Source organism: Pseudomonas neustonica, assembly GCF_003797945.1.
GTDB lineage: Bacteria > Pseudomonadota > Gammaproteobacteria > Pseudomonadales > Pseudomonadaceae > Halopseudomonas > Halopseudomonas neustonica.
In genome coordinates, this window is record NZ_RKKU01000062.1 from 1 (window position 1) to 2,472 (window position 2,472).

General features: G+C 55.6%; 3 protein-coding genes. All 3 read right to left on the reverse strand.

Annotated elements, in window-relative coordinates; all coding sequences use genetic code 11:
- Positions 1-31: 31 nt before the first annotated feature.
- Genes tnpC through tnpA form a run of 3 tightly spaced genes read right to left on the reverse strand, consistent with a single transcriptional unit; the run spans position 32 to position 2,388 of the window.
- The gene (tnpC, locus tag EF096_RS20055) at positions 32-1,663 is read right to left on the reverse strand and encodes an IS66 family transposase (protein ID WP_123891505.1); all 1,632 of its coding nucleotides are present in this window, start codon (positions 1,661-1,663) and stop codon (positions 32-34) included.
- A gap of 45 nt (positions 1,664-1,708) precedes the next feature.
- The gene (gene tnpB, locus EF096_RS20060; protein ID WP_158611330.1) at positions 1,709-2,044 is read right to left on the reverse strand and encodes an IS66 family insertion sequence element accessory protein TnpB; all 336 of its coding nucleotides are present in this window, start codon (positions 2,042-2,044) and stop codon (positions 1,709-1,711) included.
- A gap of 32 nt (positions 2,045-2,076) precedes the next feature.
- Entirely contained in the window at positions 2,077-2,388 is a 312-nt protein-coding gene (gene tnpA, locus EF096_RS20065) for an IS66 family insertion sequence element accessory protein TnpA (RefSeq protein WP_123891507.1), read from the reverse strand.
- Between the last annotated feature and the right edge of the window lie 84 nt (positions 2,389-2,472).

Sequence of the window (2,472 nt, forward strand, 5' to 3'; positions counted from 1 at the left end):
CGTAAGCGCCTCTAAATCGACCCACTTGCCCTTAATCGAACTGGGCCACTTTTTTCACAACCGGCTCCAGTGCTGTATTCCATGGAAGCAACTGTTCCAGCTTCTCCAGAGTGTCAGCCTCAGCAATGTGCGTCAGCACATGTTCAATGTATGCAGAGGGTTCCAGGTTGTTGGCCTTGGCCGTTTCGATCAGTGAGTAGCAGGTGGCACTGGCCCGCGCACCTTGCGGCGTGTCAGCGAACAGCCAGGCCTTGCGACCGAGTGCAAACGGACGAATCGCGTTTTCGGCCAACACATTGCTGATATGCAGGTCACCGCGTTCGCAGTAGCCGGCCAGCGATGTCCACTGATTCAGCGTGTATTCCATGGCTTTACGGGTGAGCGAGCCTTTCATCACTTTGCCGACGTTTGCCTCTAACCAGGTCTTGATGGCTTCTAGGCGTGGCAGGCTCATAGCCTGACGGATGCGGTAGCGCTCGGCGCTGCTCAGATCTTTGATCTGGCGCTCGATCACATAGAGCTTGTTGATATGGCTCAGCGCGATATCGGCTTTGGACGCTTTGGCCTGCTTGCTTTTGCCTTGCGGCTTGGCCCCTTTGGTGGCTTCAACGAACTTGCGGCGGGCATGATCCCAGCAGCCAATGCGGGTGATGTTGTTGGCCCGACACACCTGCCCGTAGCCGGAGTAGCCATCGGCCTGCAGGATACCGGCAAAGTCATCCAGCAGACGCACGGGTACACTGCCAGAGCGTGATGGATCATAGGCAAACAACACGGTGGGATGGTCCGGTGGACCACCCCGGGTGACCCACATCCATTTATCCGATTGGGCTGTCTTGCCGTCCTCTTTCAGCACCTGGATGCGGGTTTCATCAGCCTGCAGGTAGTCACTGCTGTTCTGGCTTTCGCGCATCAGGTTGATCAAGGGCTTGAACACCTCATCCAGCCGGATAATCCAGTGAGCCATGCTGGTGCGACTCACTTCGTGGCCCAAACGCTTGAGCATCTGTTCCAGTCGATACAGTGGCAAGCCATCGGCGTACTTGGCAGTAATGAGGTAGGCCAGCAGCGAGGTGGAGGCGACACTCTTGCCCAAGGGGTGCACTGGGCGCGGGGCCGCTATGATCTGTTCCTCGCCGTCCTGCTCGAACACCGCCTTCTCCTGCCAGTATTCGAGCACCTTCAACTGGGCGGGTATGAACTGAAGCTCTTCTTTCACCTTGGTGAAGAACACCTTGCTGGCCCCGGCTTTTTCTTCCGCGCTGAGCGTCAGTTCGATCCGTTCGCGCAGCAGCTTGTCAGAGAAGCCACGCTGCCGGCGCTGGCGTGACGCTTTGGGCGCATCCGCTTCTTCCAGGTCGTCCGGGAGCTGATCACGCAACCGTTCAATTTCAGCTTCCATCTCGGCTTCGTCGAACAGATGAACCTGGTGGGGCTGCTTTTCGCTACTGGCAGCAAATTGCTGCGTACGCTTCCAATGCAGCAGCTCTTCAAGGATCTGGATGTAATTGTCGCGGCGTTTGACCGCTTGGCTGTGATGTTGAATCTCAGCCTCTTTATCAACCAGTTTTTGCTGCAGATCAGCCACAACCGACAGTAGCTCAGCGGCAGACAAACCGCTGATATCGGGTGTATTGAGAGGCTGTTCTGGCGGTCTTTTCATGCCGGAAATTATAGCAAAAACAGGCAGTTGGAGCACGCAAAAGTGTTAGCCAAGGGCCTCATAGTGCAGCATTTTATGGCCCTTGAGCAGGTTGATGTCATAGCCATCAAGCAACCAGTTGATCTGCTCGCCGGTCAGCGGCATCAGTTCATCTGCGGACTTTGGCCACTTGAATTTCTCCTCAGCCAGCGCCTTGTAGTAGAGCACGAAGCCGTTGTCTTCCCACATCAGGCATTTGATCTTGTTGCGCTGGCGGTTAGTGAAGGCATACAGGGCGCCGGTAAAGGGGCTGCGCCCCAGCTCCTGCTCAATCAGCAGTGCCAGGCCGTTGGCCTGCTTGCGAAAATCAATCGGCGCCCGATACAGAAAGATCTCTGGCATCTCCCGTGCTGGGCGCAAATACCGAGGCCGCATTACAACTGCCTCAAAATTGCACCTAGAACATCGACATCGCCAGCGTGTAATCCGGTGATGGCGATGCCACCAGGCAGCGTCAGGGTTAATTCGCGCATTGCTACGTCTGGCAGGCTGGTTACTCGTGCAAACCCGGCAGGGCTCTTGGTCTGAGAGGGGGCTTTATCTGATTTAGATAGCTTGCTCCGCCAATAAGCGAACTGGTGATAAACCAATTCGTGCTGCTTGCAGAAAGCGGCCCCTGAAAGCCCGGAGTCAATCCAGTTGTCAATTTGTTGTTGCCAGTAGTCTGTTCGCTGCTGCATGGCCATATTTGATTCCTCGCGTAGGTGACGATGGAATCAGTGTGGGATGGAAATTGAACGGGAAACAGGTGCTGATTTGTTGGCGCTTAC

Bases quoted from the DNA above. Each gene is read 5' to 3' on its own strand.
- tnpB (WP_158611330.1), bottom strand. From the start codon at position 2,044: ATGCCAGAGATCTTTCTGTATCGGGCGCCGATTGATTTTCGCAAGCAG.
- tnpC (WP_123891505.1), bottom strand. From the start codon at position 1,663: ATGAAAAGACCGCCAGAACAGCCTCTCAATACACCCGATATCAGCGGT.
- tnpA (WP_123891507.1), bottom strand. From the start codon at position 2,388: ATGGCCATGCAGCAGCGAACAGACTACTGGCAACAACAAATTGACAAC.